16 protein-coding genes are annotated in these 18671 nt (G+C 71.3%); 10 read left to right on the top strand and 6 right to left on the bottom strand.

Features of this window, described 5'->3' with window-relative positions; genetic code table 11:
• Window positions 1-20: 20 nt before the first annotated feature.
• Both BM290_RS09750 and BM290_RS09745 read left to right on the top strand, forming a co-directional pair.
• Window positions 21-1322 carry a TolB family protein gene (locus BM290_RS09750; protein ID WP_143133677.1) on the top strand — a complete coding sequence of 434 codons (1302 nt, stop codon included), beginning with the start codon at window positions 21-23 and terminating at the stop codon, window positions 1320-1322.
• A 52-nt stretch (window positions 1323-1374) separates the two neighbouring features.
• Window positions 1375-2583: a hypothetical protein gene (locus BM290_RS09745; protein WP_239143208.1), complete on the top strand. Its 1209-nt coding sequence runs from the start codon at window positions 1375-1377 to the stop codon at window positions 2581-2583.
• 246 nt (window positions 2584-2829) lie between these two features.
• Here the strand turns inward: BM290_RS09745 and BM290_RS09740 are convergent, their stop codons facing one another.
• From BM290_RS09740 to BM290_RS09720, 5 genes are read right to left on the bottom strand one after another with little or no spacing between them, the layout of a single operon-like run.
• Complete coding sequence (locus BM290_RS09740) at window positions 2830-3540, bottom strand: hypothetical protein (RefSeq protein WP_239143209.1); 711 nt, start codon at window positions 3538-3540, stop codon at window positions 2830-2832.
• Window positions 3537-4373 carry a carbohydrate ABC transporter permease gene (locus BM290_RS09735; protein ID WP_093612207.1) on the bottom strand — a complete coding sequence of 279 codons (837 nt, stop codon included), beginning with the start codon at window positions 4371-4373 and terminating at the stop codon, window positions 3537-3539. Before BM290_RS09735 ends, BM290_RS09740 begins: the two co-directional genes overlap by 4 nt.
• The gene (locus BM290_RS09730) at window positions 4373-5350 is read right to left on the bottom strand and encodes a carbohydrate ABC transporter permease (protein WP_093612205.1); all 978 of its coding nucleotides are present in this window, start codon (window positions 5348-5350) and stop codon (window positions 4373-4375) included. Before BM290_RS09730 ends, BM290_RS09735 begins: the two co-directional genes overlap by 1 nt.
• Before the next feature lie 5 nt (window positions 5351-5355).
• Window positions 5356-6654, bottom strand: coding sequence for an ABC transporter substrate-binding protein (locus BM290_RS09725; protein ID WP_093612203.1), 1299 nt, complete (start codon window positions 6652-6654; stop codon window positions 5356-5358).
• Between the two features lie 9 nt (window positions 6655-6663).
• Window positions 6664-7689, bottom strand: coding sequence for a LacI family DNA-binding transcriptional regulator (locus BM290_RS09720; protein ID WP_093612477.1), 1026 nt, complete (start codon window positions 7687-7689; stop codon window positions 6664-6666).
• 217 nt (window positions 7690-7906) lie between these two features.
• On the opposite strand from BM290_RS09720, the gene BM290_RS09715 reads away from it, so the two are divergent.
• The 8 genes from BM290_RS09715 (at window position 7907) to BM290_RS09680 (ending at window position 17993) form a co-directional block, all read left to right on the top strand.
• Window positions 7907-9226 carry a Gfo/Idh/MocA family protein gene (locus BM290_RS09715; protein WP_093612201.1) on the top strand — a complete coding sequence of 440 codons (1320 nt, stop codon included), beginning with the start codon at window positions 7907-7909 and terminating at the stop codon, window positions 9224-9226.
• Window positions 9223-10644: a glucuronate isomerase gene (gene uxaC, locus BM290_RS09710; RefSeq protein ID WP_093612199.1), complete on the top strand. Its 1422-nt coding sequence runs from the start codon at window positions 9223-9225 to the stop codon at window positions 10642-10644. The genes BM290_RS09715 and uxaC overlap by 4 nt, the downstream gene beginning before the upstream one ends.
• Window positions 10641-12104: a mannitol dehydrogenase family protein gene (locus tag BM290_RS09705; RefSeq protein ID WP_093612197.1), complete on the top strand. Its 1464-nt coding sequence runs from the start codon at window positions 10641-10643 to the stop codon at window positions 12102-12104. Before uxaC ends, BM290_RS09705 begins: the two co-directional genes overlap by 4 nt.
• 174 nt (window positions 12105-12278) lie before the next feature.
• Complete coding sequence (locus tag BM290_RS09700) at window positions 12279-13397, top strand: Gfo/Idh/MocA family protein (RefSeq protein WP_093612195.1); 1119 nt, start codon at window positions 12279-12281, stop codon at window positions 13395-13397.
• A 211-nt stretch (window positions 13398-13608) separates the two neighbouring features.
• Window positions 13609-14922: a pectate lyase family protein gene (locus tag BM290_RS09695; RefSeq protein ID WP_093612193.1), complete on the top strand. Its 1314-nt coding sequence runs from the start codon at window positions 13609-13611 to the stop codon at window positions 14920-14922.
• A 137-nt stretch (window positions 14923-15059) separates the two neighbouring features.
• A complete protein-coding gene (locus BM290_RS09690) occupies window positions 15060-15671 on the top strand; it encodes a fascin domain-containing protein (RefSeq protein WP_093612191.1) in 612 nt (203 codons plus the stop codon).
• Window positions 15672-15794: 123 nt separating this feature from the next.
• Window positions 15795-17036, top strand: coding sequence for a hypothetical protein (locus tag BM290_RS09685; protein WP_093612189.1), 1242 nt, complete (start codon window positions 15795-15797; stop codon window positions 17034-17036).
• Window positions 17037-17234: 198 nt separating this feature from the next.
• Window positions 17235-17993, top strand: a complete 759-nt coding sequence (locus BM290_RS09680; protein ID WP_093612187.1) for a DUF6584 family protein — start codon at window positions 17235-17237, stop codon at window positions 17991-17993.
• Here the strand turns inward: BM290_RS09680 and BM290_RS09675 are convergent.
• Complete coding sequence (locus BM290_RS09675; RefSeq protein ID WP_143133676.1) at window positions 17990-18634, bottom strand: hypothetical protein; 645 nt, start codon at window positions 18632-18634, stop codon at window positions 17990-17992. The genes BM290_RS09680 and BM290_RS09675 overlap by 4 nt on opposite strands.
• Window positions 18635-18671: the final 37 nt, after the last annotated feature.

Genomic DNA, 18671 nt, shown 5'->3' with positions numbered 1-18671 from the left:
CCCGGCGGTGGGGAGGCACGATGCGAACGGCACAGCTGCCGGACTGGACGAACCGGCTGGCCAGGAGCGTGGCGTTGACCGCGGCGTTCGCGGTGGCGGCGTTCGGCTGCGGGTTCGGCGCTCAGGTGTTCGAGTGGCACCCGATCGGCGGCTCCGCCATCCCCGGCGAGCAGGGCGCGGCCACACTGCCGGCCCGGATCGGCGCCCCGGCAGCGTGGACCCCGGATCTCGAGGACGCCCCGATCGGCGCCGCCTCGATCCTCTACAGCTCGAACACCTGGTTCCCGAACGGGTCGGACGGACTCGGCGCTCTGGTCGGACGCGGCGACGACACCTACCGGGTGACCGGCCTGTCCGGCCCGGCCGGCATGGGCTCGGTGCTCTCCCCGGACGGCGCCCGGCTGGCCTCTTCGGACGGCATCGTCGACCTGGCCACCGGCGAGGTGAGCGGCTGGGGCCCGCAGTGGGGCGACCACGTCTCGGTGGAGCCGGAGGCCTGGTCGCCCGACGGCCGTACGGTGGCGGTGCTGGCCGGCGACCACCTCGACCCCGGGCTGGCGAGCGACACGACGAAGCTCTACCTCTATGACGTGTCCGGCGGAACCCCGCGGGAGGTCGCCGAGCTCAACCGGGTCGTCGCCATGAGCGGCTGGACGGCGGCGTTCTCCCCGGACGGCACCCGGCTCGCCTACCAGAACGACGGGAGGCTCAGCGTTCTCACCCTGGCCGGCGCGACGACGGCGGACGTGCCGATCCCGGCCGGGGCACGGCTCGCCGGCCGGGGCGCGTGGACCCGGGACGGCCGGAACCTGCTGGTGACGACCGGCGCCCCGTGCGACTGCGGCGGGCACCCGATGCGCTGGACGGTCACCGCGATCTCGGCCACCGACGGGACGGCGACCGGCACGGTGTACTCCCGCGACGGGAGCTACGCGCTGCGGGTGCTGGGCTGGTGGCCGTCGGGCCGGCCGGTGGCCGTCGAGTACACACCGGTCGAGGGCACCGAAGCGACGATCTTCGACAAGCCCGGCCCGCAGTACGACCTGGCGAGTCAGGAGCAGATCAAGGCGGCCCGCCTGATCGACCTGGGCGCCGGCACGATCCTGACGGACGGCGACGAGTGGGGCCTGGCCGGCGATGTCGAGTCCATCGACGTGGCCGACAGCGTCCTGGCCCGCGGCGAGATCCGCTCGGGCTCCGCGCCACTGTTCGATGCGGACGGGATCCTCGTCACCGTTCTCGGCATCGTCGCCCTGGCCCTGCTGATCCTGGTCTTCCTGGGCGCCTGGCGGTCGGTGGCCACGCTGACGCGGCGGCGCTGATGTGGCCGGACGGCGGGCAGCGGACGTGCGCCGTCCGCCGTAGCATCGCCCGGTGGCAATTCGACGGATCGCTCTGACCCTGCTCGTCGCCGGGAGCCTGGCCGCCTGCCAGTCCGGCGGGACGCCGCCGGCCGAGCCGGTCGCCGCGACGCCCGCGCCGGTGACCGAGGGGGGCGTGGCGTCGGCGCCGGGCGCGTCGGCCGCGGCGCCGTCGGGCGCCGCGTCGCCGTCGGCGTCCGGAAAGCCGTCGCCGTCGCCGTCGAAGGCGACGGTGAAGACCCTTCCGAAACCCGGCAATCCGTCCGGCACGGCGGCGATCCCGGCGGCGGCGAAGCCGGTCGACACGAGCAAGCCGGATCGTACGATCGGCGACGGCACCCCCGCGAGCTGCACCTCCGCCGCGGTGGTGAAGGCGGTCGCGGCCGGCGGCGTGATCACCTTCGACTGTGGTCCGTCGCCGGTGACGATCACGATGGCCGCGACCGCGAAGGTGCGCAACCCGGTGGCGAAAGTGGTGCTCGACGGCGGCGGCCGGGTGACCCTGAGCGGCGGCGGCAAGCGGCGCATCCTCTACATGAACGTCTGTGACACCGCGCAGGGCGTGAGCCCGGCGAGCGGGCACTGCCACGACAAGGTGACGCCACGGCTGACCGTGCAGAACCTGGCCTTCACGAAGGGCAACGCCACCGAGACGGGCGACGAGCTGGGCGGCGGCGGCGCGATCTTCGTCAACGGCGGCGGCCTGCGGGTGATCAACTCGCGGTTCACCGGCAACCGATGCGCCGGTACGGGCCCCGACATCGGTGGTGGCGCGATCCGGGTCCGGTTGCAGGGCGGCAACCAGCCGATCTACGTGGCGGGCAGCACGTTCACCGGCGGCGTCTGCTCCAACGGTGGCGCGCTGAGCAGCATCCACGTCTCGTGGACCATCCTGAACAGCGTCTTCTCCGGCAACACGGCCGTCGGCAACGGGGCGAACCCGGCCCGCGCGGGGACACCGGGCGGCGGCAGCGGCGGGGCGATCTACCAGGACGGCGACACCTACACGCTCACGCTGAACGGCACGATCGTGGAGAAGAACAGGGCCAACGAGGGCGGCGGCGCGATCTTCTTCGTCAGCAACGACCGGACCGGCACACTGGCCATCCGCAATTCGACGCTGCGCAAGAACGTGAGCGGGAAGTTCGAGACCGACGGCCTGCCCGGCATCTTCTACCTGGGCAACGGCAACCCGGTGACCAGCGGGTCGAAGCTGAGCTGACGGGTCACCGGTATCCGGAGGGGCACTGCGGTGAGGCGGGACGGCGCGGGGGAGGCGGTGGCCGGCGGGGCCGTGACGGGCCGGGCCGGCTGAGGCGAAGGGCGGAGTTCCGGTGCACGCGATCCTCGGAGGCGGGGTGGTCGGGCCGATCGGCCCGTAGTGTCGGTACCCGCCCCCGAGGTTGCTCCACTGTGACTGGTGTCACGCCGGCCGCTGTCACGCCGGCCGCTGTCACGCCGGCGGCTGTCACGCCGACGGGTGGTGGCCGCCGCGGATCGACGACGCCGGCGCCAGCCGGTCGCTGATCACGTGCGCGGCGAACAGGTGGAAGCCGATCACCAGTGGGATCGTCGCCGGCACCGACAGCGCCAGGAAGAACGCCATCACCCCGGCCAGCGCGGGTGCGATCGCCGCCCACGGCCGGGCCGACGTCCGGCTCCACGCCCAGGAGAGGGCCGCCCGCCACGGGGTGTCCGGGTCACGCCCGACCGCCACCAGCGCGAGCGTGGCCACCCCCGCCAGCAGGCCGGCGACACCCGCGGTGACCAGCAGGACCGGTGTGCCGCCGGGGACCAGGCCCCGGCTCAGCGCCAGCAGATCGATCAGCAGGAGTACGGCCACCAGCACGAACGGGATGCCGGGCAGGATCGAGCGGCCGTACTGGCGCAGCAGCGGGCGGAACGCGGGCAGCCGTCCCTCCCGGTAACGGTGGTGCACGGCGGTGGACCCGGCGGCCAGCGCGGCGGTGAGGGTCAGCACCGGCAGGGCGGCGGCCGTCACCACGACCCCGATCAGGGCCAGGTCGGTGCCGAGGGCGAACCGTTCGCGCCAGTCGGGGCGGGCCTCCGGCTCGTCCTCGCGCGGCCAGTCCATCCCGGACGGATCTCCGGTGCTGGTGAGAGCGGGCGCGCCGCCCGCCGCCGAGGCGGCGAGCGGGCGGCTGCGGAAGCGTGTCATCCCTTGAGGCCCGACGTGTTGATGCCCTCGACCAGCAGGCGCTGGAAGGCCACGAAGAACAGGAAGACCGGGGCCAGCGAGAGCACCGACATGGCGAACATCGGGCCCACCGAGGACTGGCCGCTCGAGTCGATGAAGAGCGTCAGCGCCACCGGCGCGGTGTACTTCTCCAGGTCGGAGAGGTAGACCAGCTGGCGGAAGAAGTCGTTCCAGGTCCAGATGAACGAGAAGATCGCCGTCGACACCAGAGCCGGCCGCGACAGGGGCAGGATGACGTGCCGGAAGACCCCGAACGGGGTGCAGCCGTCGATGATGGCGGCCTCGTCGAGCTCGCGGGGCACACCCCGCATGAACTGGACCATCAGGAAGACGAAGAACGCCTCGGTGGCCAGCAGTTGCGGGACGATCAGCGGAGCGTACGGCCAGTCGCCGCCCACCCAGCCGAACGTCTTGAACATCACGAACTGCGGAACGATCAGCACGTGCCCCGGCAGCAGCAGCGTCCCGATCATGATGGCGAACCAGAATCCGCGCAGCTTGAACTTGAGACGCGCGAACGCGTACGCCGCCAGAAGGCAGGAAATGCAGTTGGCGACCACCGTCAGGCCGGCCACCATCGCGCTGTTGACGAAGAACCGCCCGAAGCTGACGTCGAAGTTGCTCCAGCCGTCGGAGTAGTTCCCCGGCGTCCATTCGTTCGGCAGGATCGACATGTTGTTCAGCACCTCGGACTGGCTCTTGAACGAGCTGCCGAGCATCCACACCAGCGGGTAGAGCACCACCGCCGAGAGCAGGACCAGCGTGACGGGCCGGGCCAGTCGCTGGAGGGTCATCAGTCTTCTCCGTCCGAGTAGTGCACCCAGAACCTGCCGGTCCGGAAGACGACGGCGGTGACCAGGCCGATCGCGAGCAGGAAGACCCAGGCCATCGCCGAGGCGTAGCCCATCTGGTATTCGTTCCAGCCCTTGATGTAGAGGTGCAGGGTGTACATGAGGGTCGAGTCGACCGGGCCGCCGGTGCCGTTGGAGAGCACGAACGCCGAGGTGAAGCCCTGGAAGCCGTTGATCGTCTCGAGCACCAGGTTGAAGAAGATGACCGGGGACAGCATCGGCAGCGTGATGTTGATGAACTTCCGCCACGGGCTCGCGCCGTCCACCGACGCCGCCTCGTACAGCTCGACCGGCACCTGCTTCAGGCCGGCCAGGAAGATCACCATCGGCGCGCCGAACTGCCAGACGGCCAGCAGGATCAGCGTGCCGAGCGCGAAGTCGGGGTCGTTGACCCAGGCCTTGCCCTCGATGCCGAACCAGCTCAGGAACGAGTTGAACGCGCCGTCCCGGTTGAACATGTTGACCCAGACGATGGCCAGCGCCACGCTGCCGCCGAGCAGCGACGGCAGGTAGAACAGGCCACGGAACAGGCCGGCGCCCTTGAACGGGCGGTTCAGCAGCAGTGCCACCCCGAGCGCGGCGGCCAGCTTGAGCGGGGTCGCCACCAGGGCGAACACCAGGGTGGTCTGGACCGCGTGCCAGAAGGACGGGTCGTCGGTGAACATCGTGCGGTAGTTGTCCAGCCCCACCCACTCCATCGACTCCCAGTCGGAGAGGACGTCGTAGTTGGTGAAGCTGAGATACAGCGACATCAGCATCGGGATGGCCGTGATGGTCAGCAGCCCGAGCAGCCAGGGGGAGAGGAAGAGGTAGCCGGCGATGCCGTCGGTCCGGTGCCTGGCGGGGCGGCCCCGCCGCTGAGCAGCGGCGGGGCCGGCCGGCGGCCGGGTCGACGAGGGCCGGGCCGTTGTTGTTGCCATGGGACTCACCGCTTGATCGCGGCCTGGCTGGCGGCGAAGAACTGCTCGGCGGCCTGGGCGGGGGTGGCGCGGCCGTACTGGGCCTCCTCAGCGGCCTTGATCAGCTCGGAACGCACCGTGCTGTGGCCCTTCGGCGGAACCGTCGGCGCCGGGCCGAAGTTCTTGCCCAGCTCGTCCATCACCTTGATGGTCTCCTTCATCGCCTCGTTGTCCGTGGAGGCGGCGACCTGGGTGCGGATGTCGAGGTTCGACGGCAGGCCCCGGTCGGTGCCGAGGATCTTGCCGGCCTCCGGGTCGTTGGCGAGGAAGTTCAGCACGTCGGCGGCGACGTCCTTGTGCTTGCTGCCGCGGTAGATCGAGAAGTACATCGAGGCACGGGCCCACTGCTTGGAAGCGTCACCCGGGTAGGCGATCACGGCCAGGTCGTCCTTGGTGTTCTTCTGCAGCTCGGGCAGCTGGTTGGCCCACACCCACGAGGTGAGCGCCTTGTTCGTCACGACCAGCTGCTTGGTGACGTCGGTGGCGTTGCCCTCGTGGATCACGTCGGCGGTCGGGGTGGACTTCCCGTCGCGGGCGCCCTTCCACAGCTCGAACCAGGCCTGCACGTCCGCCTGGGTGAAGCCGAGTTCGCTGCCGTTGTAGAACTCCTTGCCCTGCTGGCGCAGCCACACCCAGAACGCCTTGTAGTCGGCGCTGGGGTCCATGGTGCCGGCGATCTTCGCCTTCGCCGCGGCCTCCTTGGCCCAGGTGATGTGCTCCTGCCAGCTCTGCCCGGTGGTGGGCACCGCGACACCGGCCGCGTCCAGTTTGGCCTTGTTGTAGACCAGGCCCTGGGTGTTCTCGCCCATGGCCACGCCGGCCACCTTGCCGTCGACGGTGCTGTAGTCGACGAGGCCCTTCTGGAACTTCGAGACGTCGATCTTGCCCGACTTCGTGTACTCGGAGAGGTCCGCCGTGACGTTGCGGGTCGCGTACTCGGCCAGGTAGTTGTCGTCGATCTGGAAGATGTCCGGGGCGTCGTTGCCGGCCGTCAGCGTGGCCAGCTTGTCGAAGTAGCCCTGGTTGGCCTGCCACGTCTTCTTGAACGTGACCTCCGGGTGCTTGGACGTGTAGAGCGCGAGCGCCTGCTCGGTGAGCTGGGCGCGCGCCTCCCCGCCCCACCAGAAGAAGCTCAGCTCGATCTTGCCGTCGTCGGCGGCGCCGTCGTCGCTGCTGCAGGCGCCGAGGGCCAGGGGAAGGGCCAGCACGGCGGCGACGACACCGCTGAGCACGCGGCGGCGGGGAAGGGGGTGGTATGCGGTCATGGGGTCTCGTCACTCCTTGACGGTTGCGGCAACCTCAGCGTTGAGCGCGACGGCCGGGGCGTACGGCCCCGGGCCGGTGGAGTTGCGAATGATCAGGTCGGTCCGGAGGGTGACCTGCCCGGTCGCCCCGTCGTCACCCTGCTGGAGCAGCATGTCGACGGCGGCACGGCCGGCGGCCGCGGTCGGGTTCGCCACGGTTGTCAGCCGTGGGCGGACCAGCCCGCTGTACGCGATGTCGTCGATGCCGACGACACTCACCTGCCCCGGAACGTCGACACCGCGGTCCTGCAACGCCTGGAGCAGGCCGATGGCCATCAGGTCGTTGTAGGCGAGCACCGCGGTGGCGCAGGTCCTGCGCACCGCCTCGGCGGCCGCGGCGCCGGTCTCCTCGACCGGCTGGTTCGGGCCGAGGACGGTCAGCTCCGCGCCGGCCGCCCGGGTGGTGGCCCCGGCGGCCCGGCGGATCTCCCGGTTGGTCCAGGAGCCCCGCGGCCCGGCCAGGTAGACCAGGTGGCGGTGGCCGAGATCGAGCAGGTGGCGTACGGCTTCCCGGGCGCCGTGTCCCACGTCCATGACCACCGCGGGCAAGCCGGTGATCATGCGGTTGATCACGACCAGGGGCACCTCGCGGCGCACCTGCTCTATCTGGTCGTCGCTCATCCGGGGACTGCACAGGAGGATCCCGTCGACCTGCTTGGCCAGGGCCTGCACCAGGTCGAGCTCGACGATCGGATCCTCGTCGGTGTCGGCGACGAAGACGTGGTAGTCCCGCCGCCGGGCGTGGGTCTCGGCCGCCTTGATCAGGGGCGGGAAGAACGGGTTCGCGATATCGGCCACGATCAGGCCGATGTTGTGGGTACGTCCGGTGATCAGCGCCCGGGCCGCCCGGTTGGGGCGGTAGCCGAGCTGCTCCGCGGTGGCCAGGACCCGGGAACGCGTCTCGGGGTTGACCAGATGCGGGGCGGAGAACGTGCGCGACACCGTGGAGATGTGCACTCCGGACGCTCTGGCGACGTCCCGGATCGTCACGGCCACGGTGCCCTCCTTGATGGCGATCCGATGTGACCCGGATCTCTCGGTGAGAGCCATTAATGCAAACGGTTGCGGTGGTGTCAACGCCCTTCTATGTCGCCCCCATTTCAAGATCGTGTTCGGTCCGGGTCAAATCTAGACAAATCCGTGTTACGCATTGACTTCGCTCGTGCTTCCGTCCCTAATCTGTTGCAAACGTTTGCCGAATGGAGGCGACGGAATGCCCCCGTCCCCACCCCGCCGGTACGCCCTCGTGGGCGCCGGCGCACGGGCTGGAATGTTCGTCCGGGCGATCACCGGTGACCACGCGGACGTGGCCGAGCTGGTGGCCATGGCCGACACCAATCCCGCCCGGCTCGCCGCGCACAACAGGCGGCTCGCAACGCCCGTGCCCGTCTACGACGCGGCCGACTTCACCGAGATGCTCAAGCGTGAGCGCGTCGACGTCGTGCTGGTCGCGACCGTGGACCGCTACCACGACCACTACGTGGTGGCCGCGCTCGAAGCCGGCTGCGACGCCATCACCGAGAAGCCGATGACCGTCGACGCCGCCGGTTGCCGCCGCATCCTGGACGCGCAGCGGCGCACCGGCCGCGACGTCCGGGTCACCTTCAACTACCGCTACAACCCGCTGCACGAGGCGGTGAAGCGGGTCATCTCCTCCGGCGAGATCGGCGAGGTCGGCTCGGTCCACTTCGAGTGGCTGCTCGACGTCCGGCACGGCGCCGACTACTTCCGCCGCTGGCACCGCGACAAGGCCAACTCCGGCGGCCTGCTGGTGCACAAGGCCGGGCACCACTTCGACCTGGTCAACTGGTGGCTCGACGACAGCCCTTCGCTCGTCTTCGCCGCCGGGCGGCTGTTCTTCTACGGCGATCAGGGGCGACGGCACGGGTACGCCCGCGACTACGACCGGGCACACGGCGCGACCGACGCCGACGGCGACCCGTTCGCGCTCCGGATGGCCGACGAGCCGGCGATGAAGGAGCTCTACCTCGACGCCGAGGGCCACGACGGCTACCACCGGGACCGCAACGTGTTCGGCCCCGGCGTGACCATCGAGGACGACATGGCGGTGCTGGTCCGCTACACCGGCGGCGCGTCGATGAGCTACCACCTCACCGCGTACGCCCCGTGGGAGGGCTACCGGGTCATGTTCAACGGCAGCCGCGGCCGCCTGGAGCTCGAGGTGGTGGAAAGCGACCACGTCGCGCCGGACGCGGCCGCCGGGGTCAAGGGCGAGCCGGGCGCCGAGTCGACCGCCGAGAAAGGCTTCAAACGGCTGCTGGTACGGCCGTTCTGGGCGCCGCCGCGGGAGATCACGGTGGACGGGCTGGCCCGCCACGGGCACGGCGGAGCGGACGTACGGATGCTCGCCGACCTGATCCGCCCGGACGCGCCGGCCGACCCGCTCGGGCGTACCGCCGGCGCCGTCGACGGCGCCCGCGCCCTGCTCACCGGCCTCGCCGCCAACGAGTCCCTGGTCCAGGGCCAGGCCATCCGTGTGCACGACCTCCTAGATCTCGAGGACAACAGGTGACCGACGAGAACCATCTCCTCCCCGCCGAGCCGGCCCAGCGCCAGATCGCCCGCGAGCTGTACCAGCACGCGAAGGATCTACCCCTGATCAGCCCGCACGGGCACGTCGACCCGGTGCTGCTCGCCGACGACCAGCCGTTCGGAGACCCGGCCCGGCTGTTCGTGGTGCCCGACCACTACGTCACCCGGATGCTGGCCAGCCAGGGCATCCCGCCGGCCCGCCTCGGCGTGCCCAGTGTGGACGGCTCCGCGGTGGAGACCGACGGCCGCGCCATCTGGCGGCTGCTGGCACAGAACTGGAAACTCTTCCGCGGCACCCCGTCGCGCCTCTGGACCGAGAAGGTCCTCGCCGACGTCTTCGGCATCTCCGCGCGGCTGGGCGCCGACACCGCCGACGAGATCTACGACGAGCTGTCCGCCCGGCTGGCCGAGCCGGAGTTCCGGCCTCGCGCGCTGTTCACCAGGTTCAACATCGAGGTCCTCGCCACCACCGAGAGCCCCCTCGACGAGCTGCAGGCGCACGCCAAGCTCGCCGCCGACGGCTGGGGCGGCCCCGGCGGACGGGTGATCACCACCTTCCGCCCGGACAACCTGGTCGACCCGGAGTGGCCCGGCTGGGCCGAGCGGGTCGCCGAACTGGGCGCCCTCACCGGCCTCGACGTCGGCACCTACTCCGGGTTCCTGGCCGCGCTGCGCAGCCGCCGGGAGGCGTTCGTCGCCGCCGGGGCGACCAGCTCCGACCACGGCCACCTCACCGCGAGGACGCTGGTGCTCGACGACGCGGACGCGGCGGTGCTCTACCGCAAGGCGCTCGGCGGCGGCGCGACCGCGGAGGACGCCGAGGCGTTCCGGGCGCACATGCTCGTCGAGTTCGCCCGCATGTCGCTCGACGACGGCCTGGTCATGCAGCTGCACCCGGGCTCGGTCCGCAACCACAACCGTGACCTCTACCAGCGGCACGGCCGGGACACCGGCGGCGACATCCCGTCGGCCACCGACTACGTGCACGCACTGCGGCCGCTGCTCGACGCGTACGGCGCCGACCCCCGCCTGCGGGTCGTGCTCTACACCCTGGACGAGACCGCGTTCAGCCGGGAGCTCGCCCCACTCGCCGGCGGCTACCCGTCGCTCTACCTGGGCGCGCCGTGGTGGTTCCTGGACAGCCCGGAGGGCCTGCGCCGGTTCCGGGAGACGGTCACCGAGACGGCCGGCTTCTACAACACGTCCGGCTTCGTCGACGACACCCGCGCGTTCTGCTCCATCCCGGCCCGGCACGACGTGGCCCGCCGGGTCGACGCCGGATACCTCGCGAAGCTGGTCGCCCAGGGCACCCTGCCGATCGACGAGGCCGCCGAGACCATCGCCGACCTGGCGTACCACCTGCCGAAGCGGGTCTTCCGGATGGATCAGAAGGCATGACGGTGACCTACCGCCTCGACCGCGGCGCGCTGTCGTCCCTGCCCGCCGCGAGCCGCCCGGCCGTCACGCCGGGCTCGGTCCGGCCCGGCATCGTCCACCTCGGGCTCGGCGCCTTCCACCGCGCGCACCAGGCCGTCTACACCGAGGCCGCGGTCGCCGCGTCCGGCGGCGACTGGGGGATCATCGGGGTGGCCCCGCGCTCCCGGGCGATCCTCGACAAGCTGCGCGAGCAGGACGGGCTGTACAGCGTCCTCACCGTCGGCGACGGCGCCGACCGGGCCCGAGCGGTCGGCATCCTCGCCGGGTTCGGGCACGCCGCCGGCGACCCCTACGGCGTGGTCGCGGCGATCGCCGACCCCGGGGTGCGGATCGTGTCGATGACCGTGACCGAGAAGGCGTACCGCCTCGACCCGGCCGGGAGGCTGCTGCTCGACGACGAGCTGCGCGCCCAGCTGACCGGGCACGCGCCGCCGGCGAGCGTACCGGCGCTGCTGGTCCGTGGTCTGCTGCGGCGGCAGGCCGCCGGTGGCGGACCGCTCACCGTGCTCTGCTGCGACAACCTCATGGGCAACGGCCCGCGCATCCGCGGCCTGGTCGAGCAGGCGCTCGACGTCGCCGGCGCGCAACTGCCCGGCGAGGTGGCGTTCCCGGCCACCATGGTCGACCGGATCGTGCCGGCCACCAGCGCCGATCACCTCCGTCGGACCGCTGCGGCGCTGGGCGCCGACGACGCGGCCCCGGTCGTCGCCGAGCCGTTCCTGCAGTGGGTGATGCAGGACGACTTCCCCGGCGGGCGGCCGGACTGGGACGGCGTCGGGGCGATCATGACCGACGACGTCACCGGCTGGGAGAAGCTGAAACTACGGGCCCTCAACGCGGTCCACTCGGCATGCGCTTATCTCGGGGCACTGGCGGGCCGCGAGCTGATCGCCGACTCCCTGGAGATCCCCGGCCTGCCGGCGGTGCTGCGCCGGTTCGTCGCCGAGGACGTCGCGCCGACGATCGAGCCGCCCGAGGGCGTCACCGTCATCGGTTACGGCGAGACCGCCCTCGGCCGGTTCGCCAACCGCGAGCTGGGCCACCGCAACCTGCAGGTGGCGATGGACGGCAGCCAGAAACTGCCGCACCGGCTGCTCGGCACCGTCGCCGACCGGCGCAGGACCGGCGACACTCCCGGTTGGGCGATCCTCGTCCTGGCCGCATGGATGCGCTTCGCGAGGGGGTACGCCGACAGCGGCGCCCCCCTGCACCTGGACGACCCCTTGGCGGACCGGATCCGCGAGGCGCTCGCCGCCGCACCGGACACCGCGCCCGGCGTGGTCGGCGCGCTGCTCGCCCTGCCCGAGATCTTCCCGCCCCACCTGGCCTCCGACGACGTCCTGCGCCACGAGCTGATCCGGTGGTACGGCGAACTCGAACGGCACGGTGTCGAGGCGACCGTCCGAGGTCTTACGGCATGACCGACTGCACCGAGCGGCAATCGGCCGCACTGACCCGGAACGCCGCGGGCGAGGGCCGGGAGGGCATGCCAAAGGCGGGCACGGCATGACCGACTGCACCGAGCGGCAATCGGCCGCACTGACCCGGAACGCCGCAGGCGAGGGCCGGGAGGGCATGCCAAAGGCGGGCACAGCATGACTAGGGTCGCGCTGATCGGGGCGGGCGGGCACGGGCTGTCGCACCGCCGGGTGCTGCAACGGCTCGCCGGTGAGGGCCGGATCGAGGTGGCCGGCCTCGGTGACCGGCAGCCGGTTCCGGCTCACCCGGACGCGCCGCTGGACGGGGTGCCGTTCTTCACCGACCATGTCGAGCTGCTCTCGGTCGCGCGGCCCGACGTCGTGGTCATCTGCACACCACCGCACACGCATCTGGCCATCGCGCTCGACGTGTTCGCGGCCGGCGCGGACCTGCTGCTGGAGAAGCCGCCGGTGATGTCGCTGGCCGAGCACGAGAAACTGGCCGAGGCGGCGGCGTCCAGCGGGCGGATCCTGCAGATCGGCTTCCAGGCGCTGGGCTCGGTGGCGCTGGCCGAGCTGTGTGCGGCGGCGCCCGCCGGCGATCTCGGGGTGACCGGGGCCTGGTGGCGGCCGGACACGTACTACGAGCGGGCGCCGTGGGCCGGGAAACGGCTGGTCGACGGGCGGCCGGTGCTCGACGGCGCGCTGGTCAACCCGTTCGCGCACGCGCTCATGCAGGCCCTGGTGATCGCCGGCGACGAGTTCCGGCCGGTGACCATGGAGCTGGAGCGCTACCGGACCCGGGCGATCGAGACCGACGACACCACGTTCGTACGGCTGACCGGCGCGGACGGCCGCCGGATCACGGTGGCGGTGACGCTCGCCTCTCCGGTCTTCATCGCGGGTGAGATCCGGGTCGGCGAGGCCGTCCTGGAATACCCGACCGACCGCCTGCGACTGCCCGGCGAGCCGGGGTTCCGCCACGTCCCCGGGCGGATCGGCCTGCTGGAGAACCTGCTCGACCACCGGCGGGACCCGGCGACGCCGCTGCTGGCGCCGCTCGGCCGGACCGCGGGGTTCACGGCGGTGGCCGAGGCGATCGTGGCCTCGCCCGTGCCGGAGGAGATCGGCCCGCGCTGGCTGACCCCGCACCCGGACGGGGGTGGCTCGGTCGTCGCGGGCATCGACTCGCTGGTCCGGGAGGTGGCCGATACGGGGCGGCTGCCCTCCGAGGCCGGCGTGCCGTGGGCGCGACCCGTGCACCGGGTCCCGATCGGCGGGGTGCCCGTCCGGTAGGGGACCCGCGGGTCGCGGCCCCGGCCACCGCATTCGGCCCGGCGCTCGCGGGCCGGCCCGGTGTGCCGCGGGCGTCGCGGGGGAGCGACGGGAGGGGCCGTTCTGCGGTCGTGGGCTGTTCCTTCCGTACCAGAAAGGGTTTTCGTCATGGAGAGAAAGGGTTTTGATGTCAAGGATTGTTCTGCCGGACCGGGAAACGGCCGGGTAGGCCGTGCGTACCGCTCTCGCCGCGACCATCGGCCTCGTCCTCGCCGCCGGTGTCGCCACTGTCCCCGCCTCCGCGGCCGCCGTGAAAACGCCGGCCGGGGCGCGGGAGGTCCTTCCCGCGAATGACGGGTGGGCCGCCTCCACCACCGGAACCACCGGTGGCGCCGCGGCCGACGACGCGCACGTGTTCGTCGTGAGCAATCGTGCCGAATTGGCGGCCGCGTTGGCCGGCGGCACCGATCCGACACCCCGTATCGTGCTGATCAAAGGCACCATCCGAGCCAATGAGGATGACGCCGGTAATCCGCTGACGTGTGCCGACTACGCGGATCCGGCCTACACCCTGGACGGTTATCTCGCCGCCTATGATCCGGCGGTGTGGGGCCGTGCCACCCGGCCGACCGGGCCGTTGGAGGAGGCGCGGGTCCGTTCGGCGCGTAATCAGGCGGCCCGGGTCCAGCTCAAGGTGGGTCCCAACACCACCGTCTACGGCCTGCCCAACGCGCGGCTGGTCGGCGGCAACCTGCTGATCCAGAACGTGGACAACGTGATCGTGCGCAACGTGCGGTTCGAGGACGCGGCCGACTGTTTCCCGGCCTGGGATCCGACCGACGGTTCGCTCGGGAACTGGAATTCCGCCTACGACCTGGTGACCCTGACCGGGGCGACGCACGTGTGGGCGGACCACAACACGTTCAGCGACGGCGACAACGACGACGCGAATCAGCCGCTCCATCTGGGCCGGCCCTATCAGGTGCACGATGGCGCGCTCGACATCATCCGGGCCTCCGATTTCGTCACCGCCTCCTGGAATGTCTTCCAGGAACACGACAAGACGATGCTGATCGGCTCGACCAACACGGTCGGCGCGGATGTCGGGAAACTGCGCGTCACCCTGCACCACAACAAATTCGCGAACGTCGGGCAACGCGTTCCCCGGGTGCGTTTCGGTCAGGTCGACGTCTACAACAACTACTACTACCAGACCGACGAGGACACCTATTCGTACTCGTGGGGGGTGGGGGTCTACTCGGCCATTTACGCCGAGAACAACTTCCTGCTGCGCAGTGCGGACATCGCCCTCGACGACGCGGTCTACGACTGGGGCGGCACGGCCATCACCGAGATCGGCACGCTGACCCGGGTCGGCACCGGCCCGGTGCGGGCGGTGAACCTGGTCGCCGAGCACAATGCCACCCACGACCCGGACCTGGGCACCGACGCGGGCTGGACGCCCGTGCTGCGGGCCGGGCCGGTCACCCCGACCGCCGACGTCCCGGCGCTGGTCAACAAGGGCGCCGGCGCGGGCCGGTGCTGAGTCGCTGATTCCCGGCCCGTCGGTGACGGGCCGGGAATCGGTTTCCGCACGGATTCGGGAATGCCCCGGACCAGCGAGTTCCCCTCGACTACGCTGACGCCTATTCCCGACATTTCCGTATTTGCGGAGTGGTTCTCATGAAATCAGCTGTCCGCCGCCTGGCGGCGGTCCCGGTCGGAATCCTTCTTCTCGCCAGTCTGGCCGAACCGGCCGGTGCGTCCGGTTCCACGGCGATCCTCACCCCACCCGGCGCCGGCTCGCCCGTGCTGGAGCGGATGCGCCGCGACGTCGCGGCGGCCACCGGGGCGGCCGAGGTGCCGTGCTGGCACGACCTCACGATCAAATCCATCGCCAACGGTCGCTACGTCTCCGCGGAGATCGGCTGGGACGGCGGCGACTACGGCGCGCTGCGGGCCCGGGCGGCGACACCCGGCAAGTGGGAGAAGTTCATCGTCTGCCGGGACGCCGGCACCGGCGTCACCCGGATCCGCGCCCAGGCCAACAACGACTTCGTCTCCGCGGAGCTGGACTACGCCGGCGCCCGTTACGGGATGCTGCGCGCCCAGGCCGACAAGGTCGGTGGCTGGGAGCGCTACTACTCCAACAGCGCGCCCGGCGGCCAGTTCTCGTTCTACACCAGAGACACCAAGCGATGGGTCGCCGCCGAGACCACCTTCACCGGCAGGTTGTACGGCGTCCTGCGCGCGCGCGCCACCAGCGTGAGCGCCGAGGAGACGTTCGCATGGTGAGGTTCCTTTAAAGAGGAAGAGCCTGAACCTTAAGTTTTCCTTTATTCCGATCAAGGGTGATCCGCCCCTGGGAGCGTTCCCGTATGGACCGGCGAGAAGGTGGTCCAAGAGGAAGGCACGCAGATGAAGCGGTACCAGAGCTACCGGGGCAACGCCGGGGGATCCAACATCCGACGCTGGCGTGTGGTCGGTGTGGCGGGTGTCGCGGTGGCCGTGGTCAGCGTCGGACTGGGTGTGGCGGCAGCGGCCGAGAACGGCGTTCCCACGGTGAACTGCCCGACGGTCGCCGACAAGCTGGGTGCCGTGCCGGCCCAGGCGCAGGCCGAGATCGCCCGCAACCTGCAGCTGCTGAACACCCAGATCCAGGAGGCGAACACCCGGATCGCCAACACCCAGGGTCAGGGTGGCGCGAACTTCATCCAGAACGCGATCCTCGGCCCGCTGAAGGACAAGCGCTTCGCCACGATCAACCGGATGGAGACGGCGATCGGCCGGACCATCGCGAAGCCGAACCTGAACGCCGAGGGCCTGTCCGGCTGCAGCCTCAACGCCAACGGCGGCGGCAACGCCTCGCCGGAGCCGGCCAACGTGCCCGCCGCCGCGGTGTCGGCCGGCGCCGCCGCGGTCGGCAACGTCGGCACGATCGTCTGCCCCGACGTCGTCATCAACGTGGCGATCCCGGCGCAGGCGCAGGCCGAGATCGACCGCAACCTGGCCCTGCTGCAGACCCAGATCAACGAGGCCAACGCCCGCCTCAAGAGCTCGGTCGGCCAGGGCGGCAAGAACTTCGTGCAGAACGCGATCCTCGGCCCGCTGAAGGACAAGCGCTTCGCCACCATCAACCGTATGGAGACGGCGATCGGCCGCAACGCCGCCAAGCCGAACCTGAACGCCGAAGGCCTGTCGACCTGCTCGCTCAACGCCGGTGGCGGCGGCGCCGCGGCCGAGCCGACCGCGGCCCCGACCACGCAGGCCCCGGCGAACAACGGCAACGCGGGCAACAACGGCAACGCCGGAAACAACCAGCAGGCCGCCAGCCGCAACACCGGCAACGTCGGCATCAACGACGGCACCGCGCAGGTGGACTGCCCGGACGTCGTGATCAACGTGGCGATCCCGGCGCAGGCGCAGGCCGAGATCGACCGCAACCAGGCCCTGCTGCAGACCCAGATCAACGAGGCCAACGCCCGGATCAAGAGCACGGCCTTCCAGGGTGGCGTGAACTTCATCAACAACGCCATCCTCGGCCCGCTGAAGGACAAGCGCTTCGCCACGATCAACCGGATGGAGACGGCGATCGGCCGCAACGCCGCCAAGCCGGACCTGAACGCCGAGGGCCTGTCCGCCTGCAACCTGAACAAGTGAACCCGTACCACCTCGGGTGATCCTCGGAACGGCCCGGTTGCCATGGCAGCCGGGCCGTTCGGTATTCGGTGGTTTTCTGCTCTCGCCGTGCCCTGCTCTCGCCGTGCCCTGCTCTCGCCGTGCCCTGCTTCCGGTAGGGCTTTGCTTCCGGTAGGGCTTGCTTCTGCCGGGTGGCGCGTGCCCGCCAGAATCGGCGGCATGGCGAAGTCCGATGTCCTGGCCAAAGTGGACGCCGACCTCGATCGCGGCCACACCCATCTCGCCGCCCAGCGGCTGAACAGCCTCATCGCCGCCGACCCCTACGATCTCGGGCTGCGGGCGCGGCTCGCCGCTGTGCACCGCCGCACCGGAAACCTCGCCGAGGCCGGACGTTGGGGCTACCTCACCGAGGACGTCACCCCGGCCGAACTCGCGGCGTTCGACAAGGCCTACTACCGCTCCGCGCCGGACCAGCTGCGGGCGCTCATCCTGCGGGGCGAGCAGCCCCGTGGTCTGGGCCGCCTCGCCGCTGCCCGTTTCGCGGAGCTGACCGACCGGGCCGCCTCACCGGCCGCGCCGCCTCCCAGCACGCCGTCACCCTCACCGGCAGCACCTCCGCCCGCCGGGCCGTTGTCCGACGCACCTCTGCCTGCCGTGCGTCTGTCCGACGCACCTCTGCCTGCCGTGCGTCTGTCCGACGCACCTCTGCCCGCTGTGCCTTTGTCCGACGCGCCTTTGCCCGACGCGCCTTTGCCCGACGCGCCGTTGTCCGATGCGCCGTTGCCCGGCCGGCCTTTGTCGGCCGGGCCGCCCGCTCCCTGGGTCGCGCCCGCGCCGGATCCCGTTCCCGCTGCTCCGGCGCGCCGGGCGTCGCAGCCCCCGGTCGACGACAACGGGGCGACCGTCGCCGTCATCTTCCTGCTGCTGGTGGCCTTCGCGGTGATCGGCGTGGTCACCGTCGTCCGATGGTTCCTCTAACCCTGCCGGTCGGCGTGGTCACCCGGGGCCGGTGACGGGGTGTCGACGAACAGCTTGTCCAGGGTGGGACGGGCCGCCTCCTGCGCCTCCCAGGCCTCGACGGCGTCGAACTCCGCATTCCACACCTCCTCCACCAGCACCTCGGCGGCGACCGACGCCACATGCGCCTGCTCGCGGACCTGAACCGTCTCCGCGACGGCCGCCTCATACGCCCGGCGGGCATCCCGCACCCGGCCGTCGTCGAGCAGCGCCGCCGGTGGGCCGGCCGAGTGCCAGATCCCGTTCAGCTGCTCCACCGACAGCTCACCCCGCCGATACGCCGCGAGCGCCGCCCGCTGCACCAGCAGATGTGTCTCGTCGACGGTGGCGACCCGGGCCTCCCACTGCGCCTCCAGGAACCGGTCCTCCGCCTGATCACGTGCGCCGGCGGCCAGCTCGGCCCGGCGGCGCGCCTCGTCGGCCTCGGCGGCGGCCCGGTCGGCGGCGGCACGCACCGCGTCCACATCGGCCAGCAGCTCCTGCACCTCACCCGGCACCGCCGGCGCCCGGGACGGCCGCTGCCACACCGCCACCGCCGCCACACTCGTCAGGATGATCACGACAGCCGCGACGGCGACGGCCGCCCACGTCCAGACCATCACCTTCGGAACCTTCCCCCGCGTACGACCGATCGATTCC

Origin of the sequence: Actinoplanes philippinensis, from assembly GCF_900113015.1 — a bacterium.
Classification (GTDB): domain Bacteria; phylum Actinomycetota; class Actinomycetes; order Mycobacteriales; family Micromonosporaceae; genus Actinoplanes; species Actinoplanes philippinensis.
This window is presented reverse-complemented; position numbering and strand designations above follow the sequence as displayed.

What these genes read in the sequence shown, in the direction of transcription:
- BM290_RS09750 (WP_143133677.1), top strand. Translation starts at nt 21, where the DNA reads ATGCGAACGGCACAGCTGCCGGACTGGACGAACCGGCTGGCCAGGAGC.
- BM290_RS09740 (WP_239143209.1), bottom strand. Translation starts at nt 3,540, where the DNA reads ATGACACGCTTCCGCAGCCGCCCGCTCGCCGCCTCGGCGGCGGGCGGC.
- BM290_RS09735 (WP_093612207.1), bottom strand. Translation starts at nt 4,373, where the DNA reads ATGACCCTCCAGCGACTGGCCCGGCCCGTCACGCTGGTCCTGCTCTCG.
- BM290_RS09730 (WP_093612205.1), bottom strand. Translation starts at nt 5,350, where the DNA reads ATGGCAACAACAACGGCCCGGCCCTCGTCGACCCGGCCGCCGGCCGGC.
- BM290_RS09725 (WP_093612203.1), bottom strand. Translation starts at nt 6,654, where the DNA reads ATGACCGCATACCACCCCCTTCCCCGCCGCCGCGTGCTCAGCGGTGTC.
- BM290_RS09715 (WP_093612201.1), top strand. Translation starts at nt 7,907, where the DNA reads ATGCCCCCGTCCCCACCCCGCCGGTACGCCCTCGTGGGCGCCGGCGCA.
- BM290_RS09705 (WP_093612197.1), top strand. Translation starts at nt 10,641, where the DNA reads ATGACGGTGACCTACCGCCTCGACCGCGGCGCGCTGTCGTCCCTGCCC.
- BM290_RS09700 (WP_093612195.1), top strand. Translation starts at nt 12,279, where the DNA reads ATGACTAGGGTCGCGCTGATCGGGGCGGGCGGGCACGGGCTGTCGCAC.
- BM290_RS09690 (WP_093612191.1), top strand. Translation starts at nt 15,060, where the DNA reads ATGAAATCAGCTGTCCGCCGCCTGGCGGCGGTCCCGGTCGGAATCCTT.
- BM290_RS09685 (WP_093612189.1), top strand. Translation starts at nt 15,795, where the DNA reads ATGAAGCGGTACCAGAGCTACCGGGGCAACGCCGGGGGATCCAACATC.
- BM290_RS09680 (WP_093612187.1), top strand. Translation starts at nt 17,235, where the DNA reads ATGGCGAAGTCCGATGTCCTGGCCAAAGTGGACGCCGACCTCGATCGC.